General features: G+C 71.6%; 4 protein-coding genes. All 4 read right to left on the minus strand.

Annotated elements, in window-relative coordinates:
- Window positions 1-311: 311 nt before the first annotated feature.
- On the minus strand, window positions 312-716 hold the full coding sequence (locus HGA02_RS10435; protein WP_343035431.1) for a DUF5997 family protein: 405 nt from the start codon (window positions 714-716) through the stop codon (window positions 312-314).
- Window positions 717-821: 105 nt separating this feature from the next.
- Entirely contained in the window at window positions 822-3308 is a 2487-nt protein-coding gene (locus HGA02_RS10440) for a glycogen/starch/alpha-glucan family phosphorylase (protein ID WP_168678949.1), read from the minus strand.
- Window positions 3309-3526: 218 nt separating this feature from the next.
- Window positions 3527-4000 (minus strand): aromatic ring-opening dioxygenase LigA, encoded by a 474-nt coding sequence (locus HGA02_RS10445; protein WP_168678950.1) that lies wholly within the window; start codon window positions 3998-4000, stop codon window positions 3527-3529.
- Between the two features lie 376 nt (window positions 4001-4376).
- Window positions 4377-4827, minus strand: a 451-nt coding sequence (locus tag HGA02_RS10450) for a YhgE/Pip family protein (protein WP_210728423.1), incomplete at its 5' end; no start/stop codon positions are given.

Raw genomic sequence — 4827 nt, forward strand, 5'->3', positions numbered from 1 at the left:
CCACGACGAGCGCGCCGACGGCCGCGCCTCGCGCGCGCCTGCCCCGACCGGCGATGGACCACTGGACCGACCTGCGCATCTACGACCTCCGCGTCGTGCCGCGTGCCCGCGTGCACCCCGGTCCTGACCGGGTACGGGCGACGCCCGGCTGCACGGTAGCGGAGCGCCCCGACACGGCGGGCGCGTTCGGCGGCGTCGACGTCGGGACGTCCTGGCGAGGTCGTGAGTCGCGCCTCGCGACCTCCACGCGGGCTCACGACCTCGACCAGGTGGACGCCTGGCGGACCGGGCGGTCGGGGAGGACGGGAGGGTCAGTCCTCCGCGCGCTTCGCGGCCTCCGCGCGGCGGTCCGTCTCGCGCGCGCGCAGGCGGCGCTCCTCGCGGCGGACCTCCTCGAACGTCGCGCGCTCGCGGACCAGCCACTCCGGCGGGTCGGCGATCAGGGCGTCGATCTGCTCGGTCGTGAGCGGGTCGGTGATGCCGCCGCGCGCGAGGCCGCTGATGGACACGCGGAGGCGGCCGGCGACGACGGTGCGCGGGTGAGGCCCGTCGCGGCGCAGGTCGACCAGCCACTGCGGGGGGTTGCGCTGGAGCTCGGCGAGCTCGTCGCGCGTCACCGGGCCGGCCTGGAACTCGGGCGGCGTCGCGGGGAGGTAGACGTCGAGCTTGGCGGCCGCGGTCGACGGCTTCATCTCCTGCGGCTTCTTGGGGCTCACGCGCCCACCCTAACGACCGCCCGCACCGACGACCGCGTCCCGGACGCCCGTGGGGCCCCGCCGCACGTCGCGACAGGGCCCCACGGGTCAGGGTCTCGGCCCGGCTCAGGCGCTCGGGTCGACGGGTGCCGCGTGCCAGACGCGGTCGAGGTAGTCGCGCATCGACCGGTCGGACGAGAAGAACCCGGCACGGGCGACGTTGATGATCGCCGACCGCGTCCAGGCCTCCGGGTCGGCGTACGCGGCGTCGACGCGGGCCTGCGCGTCGGCGTACGCCTGGAAGTCCGCCAGCACGAGGAAGCGGTCCTCGTGCAGCAGGTTCGACACGACGGGCTCGAACACGCTGCGGTCGCCGTCCGAGAACGCGCCCGACGCGATGAGGTCGAGCGCGTGGCGGAGCTGCGGGTTCGTCTCGTAGTACGACGTCGGGTGGTAGCCCCGCTCGACGACGTCGGCGACCTCGGGCTCGGTGAGGCCGAACAGGAAGAAGTTCTCGTCGCCGACGAGCTCGCGGATCTCGACGTTCGCGCCGTCGTCCGTCCCGATCGTCAGGGCGCCGTTGAGCATGAACTTCATGTTCCCGGTGCCGGACGCCTCCTTGCCGGCGAGCGAGATCTGCTCGGACAGGTCGGCGGCGGGGATGAGCGTCTCCGCGAGGGTGACGTTGTAGTTCGCGGGGAACGCGATCGTGAGCCGCCCCTTGACCGCCGGGTCCGCGTTGACCGTGCGACCCACCGCGTTGATGAGGCCGATGATCTGCTTGGCCATCCGGTAGCCAGGGGCGGCCTTGGCGCCGAACGCGAACGTCCGCGGCGTGACGTCGGCCGGGTCGAGCGCACCCGACGTGATCTGCTCGTAGAGCGACACGACGTGCAGCAGCTTGAGCGTCTGCCGCTTGTACTCGTGCAGCCGCTTCACCATGACGTCGAACATCGTCTCGGGGTCGAGGACGATGCCGTCACGCTCGGCGAGCAGGTCGACGAGCCGGCGCTTGTTCGCGGCCTTGATCTCGCGGAACCGCCGGCGGAACTCGGCGTCCTCGGCCAGCGGCTCGAGCGCGCGCAGCTCGTCGAGGTCCGTCACCCAGCTCTCGGAGCCCAGGACCTCGGTGACCAGCCCGGACAGGCCCGGGTTGGACAGCCGCAGGAACCGGCGCGGCGTGATGCCGTTGGTGACGTTGGTGAACTTGCCGGGGTAGTACTCGGCGAAGTCGTGCAGCACCTTGTCGCGCAGCAGCTGCGAGTGCAGCGCCGCGACGCCGTTGACCTTGACGGCCGCGACGGTCGCGAGGTGCGCCATGCGGATCCCGCGCTCGGGGAACTCCGCGATGATCGACATGCGCCGCGCCCGCAGCTCGTCGTCGGGGTACGCGGCGCGCAGCCCGGCGAGGAACTCCTCGTTGATGCGGTAGATGATCTCGAGGTGGCGCGGCAGGAGCCGGCCGAGCAGCTCGACGGACCAGACCTCGAGCGCCTCGGGCAGCAGCGTGTGGCACGTGTACGAGAAGACCTGCCGCACGACGCTCCACGCGGCGTCCCACGACCACTTCTTCTCGTCGACCAGGATCCGCATGAGCTCGGGGATCGCGATGACGGGGTGCGTGTCGTTGAGCTGGAAGTGGATGCGGTCGGGCAGGTTCGTCAGGTCGAAGTCCTTGGGCAGGACCTGGTCGACGAAGTCCTTGAGCGAGCAGGCGACGAAGAAGTACTGCTGCTGGAGCCGCAGCTCCTTGCCCTGCGGGGTCGAGTCCTCCGGGTAGAGGACTTTCGAGATGTTCTCGGCGAACGTCTGCGCGCGGACGGCCTGCGCGTAGTCGCCCGAGTTGAAGATCTCCAGGTCGAACGCGCGCGTGGCCCGCGCGGACCACAGGCGCAGGGTGTTGACGCGGTTGTTGCCGTACCCGGGGACCATGTAGTTGTACGGGACGCCGAGCACGCTCCAGCCCGGGACCCAGCGCTTGCGGGTGGTGCCGTCGTCGTCCTCGTAGTCCTCGACGGTCCCGCCGAAGCTCACGTTGACGGCCATCTCGGGGTGCGGGAACTCCCACGGGGACCCGAGCGTGAGCCACGAGTCGGGCTTCTCGACCTGCCAGCCGTCGACGAACGTCTGGCGGAAGATGCCGTACTCGTAGCGGATCCCGTAGCCGATCGACGGGACGTTCATGGTGGCGAGCGAGTCGATGAAGCACGCGGCCAGACGGCCGAGGCCGCCGTTGCCGAGACCGGGCTCGACCTCGGCCTGGCGCAGCGTGTCGAGGCTGATGCCGAGGCCCGCGAGCCCCTCCTCGACGATGTCGGTGAGGTCGGCGGCGAGCAGGGCGTTGTCGAGCTGGCGCCCCAGCAGGAACTCGGCGGACAGGTAGGCGACGGACTTGGCCTGGAGCTCGGACTGCCGGCGCAGGGTCTCCAGCCAGCGGACCATGAGGTAGTGGCGGACGGTGCGGGCCAGCGCGAGGTACTGGTCGTTGACGGACGCCCGGGAGAGGTCGACTCCCTGCCCGAAGTTGAGCTCGCGCAGGTACTCCCGCACGAAGCCCTCGACAGTGCGCTCACGCGTCGCGACGGGTTCGGTGTTCGCTGTCACCTCACTCACGGTAGCGGCGCTCCTCCCAGAAGGTCACCGTTGCGGTGACGGTGCAGGTCGTGGCACTCTGCGCGGCCCGCCGGACGGTCGTCCGGGACGGGTCCGCGCGTGCGTGGCAGAGGGTGGTGGGCGTGCGGGAGGCCGGCACCCCCTGGTCGGGTGCCGGCCTCCCGGTGGTCCTCACCGCGGCGGGGTCACCGCCGTGCTGGCGGGTTCGCCGTGCGGTGTCAGACCGCGGCCACCACGGGCCGCTCGACCGTCGAGGTTCCGGCGACGACGGTGCCGAGCGAGCGGATAGCCCAGCCCACGAGCCCGAAGGTGACGCCGACGCCCATGACGAGGAGCGCGACGCCGAAGGCGACGACCGAGGTGAACAGCGACGCCCGCAGGAACGAGCCGTTCATCACCGTGGCGCGGACCGGGTCCTCACGGTCCAGCTCGGCGTAGGTCTTGCCGCCCGAGGCCTCGAGCGCGTGGTGGTTGATGATCGCGGCCTGCGAGTACGCCTCCCAGGGCGTGTCGACGACCTGGTTCGCGAACATGTCCGCGTCCTCCGAGACCGTGATGTTCTCGGCGCGCAGGTTGCTCGACACGGCGCCCCACGTGACGGCGCCGGCGACGAGGAAGACGCCGCCGAGGATCATGACGATCAGGCCGATCAGGCGGGCCGGCGACTTGGTGGTGACGGTGCTGGTGCTCATGGTTCGTGACCTTTCGGTACCCCCGGAGTGCGGATCTCCCCAGATCCGGTGAGCCGATCGGGCTCACAAGACGATCGTTGCGTTCACATCTGCTTCACGTACGGGACCCAAGTCCCACGTTTCTCACGGTGTCGTCGCAGGTCATCCGCCCTTTTTCGGGCAGGCGCACGGAGGAGGGCGCGCGGGGACCGGGGGTCGGACGCGCCCTCCTCCTCGCCGGAGCGCGTCCCCACGCACCGGCGTCGTGCCCCCTGCTGCCCCGACCGGCCGCACCTGCCGGTTTGCCCGGGGCCATGCCCGCAATCCCACTCCCCCCGCGGGGCCGCCGCGCAGGACTTAGGTCACTGCGGACCTGCGCGTTCACCGGTTCGGGGGGTCAGACGAGCTCCACCGACGGGCGCAGACGGGCCGGGGTCCAGCGCTCGCGCCGGCGCGCGGCCAGGCACGTGAGGGCGAACGCGACCGCCGCGGTGCCGAGGAGCAGCCCGACGTCGACCCACACGTACGGCGTGAGCGGGCCGCCCGCGACCGAGCGGCGCACCGCGTCGTTGGTCCAGCTCATCGGCAGGTAGGGGTGCACGGCCTGGAAGAACGTGCCGAACGTCTGGATCGGGTACGCGCCCTCGCCCGCCGCGACCTGCAGGACCAGCAGGACCACCCCGACGAACTCGCCGACGAGCCCGAACGCGGCCTTGAGCAGCTGCATCAGCGCGACGAAGCACACCGCCGACGCGGCGAGCACCCCGAGCAGCACCCACGGCGCGTCCGGGGCGACGCCGACCAGCAGGAGCGCGCCGAGCAGCAGCCCCGCCTGCAGCAGCACCACG

This window comes from Cellulomonas septica, assembly GCF_012396155.1.
In the GTDB taxonomy this organism is placed as follows: domain Bacteria; phylum Actinomycetota; class Actinomycetes; order Actinomycetales; family Cellulomonadaceae; genus Cellulomonas; species Cellulomonas septica.

Bases quoted from the DNA above. Each gene is read 5' to 3' on its own strand.
- HGA02_RS10445 (WP_168678950.1), bottom strand. From the start codon at position 4,000: ATGAGCACCAGCACCGTCACCACCAAGTCGCCGGCCCGCCTGATCGGC.